This is a genomic window from Clostridioides sp. ZZV15-6598 (genome assembly GCF_020657705.1).
GTDB classification, from domain to species: domain Bacteria; phylum Bacillota; class Clostridia; order Peptostreptococcales; family Peptostreptococcaceae; genus Clostridioides; species Clostridioides difficile_F.
Window position 1 is genome coordinate 1 of the sequence record NZ_JAGWCS010000332.1, and the last position, 428, is coordinate 428.

The 428-nt window shown below is 28.3% G+C and carries 1 protein-coding gene; it reads right to left on the minus strand.

Going from position 1 to position 428, the window contains the following annotated elements; all coding sequences use genetic code 11:
- The coding region (locus tag KGF50_RS21890; RefSeq protein ID WP_227849997.1) for a metallophosphoesterase family protein at positions 1–428 on the minus strand (428 nt) is incomplete at both ends.

Genomic DNA, 428 nt, shown 5'->3' on the forward strand with positions numbered 1-428 from the left:
CCATAGTATTTAAAATATGGTACATGAGTATGGCCACAAATTAATATATCCTCAGATATTTCACTCATAATTTCGTCAGCTTCTAAAGAATTCTCTTTTAAATATTCATTAATCATCCTAGTACTTCCATGAACAAATTTTATAGTTTTTTCATTAAGAGATATAATTACCTCTTTTGGTAAATTCCTTAGATAAGATTTATTATTATCTGTAGTTTCTTGCATGGTAAAACTCATACTTAAACCTGCTTTTTCAGCATCTTTTGGGTCTGGATAATCACATCCACATATCAACCTATAATTTCCTATTGCATCATCATAATTGCCCATTATAGTAATTATTCTATTATCTCTTATCTTTTTTATAACTTCGTTTGGTCTTGTTCCATATCCTACTAAATCACCTACACAAACTACCATATCTATATT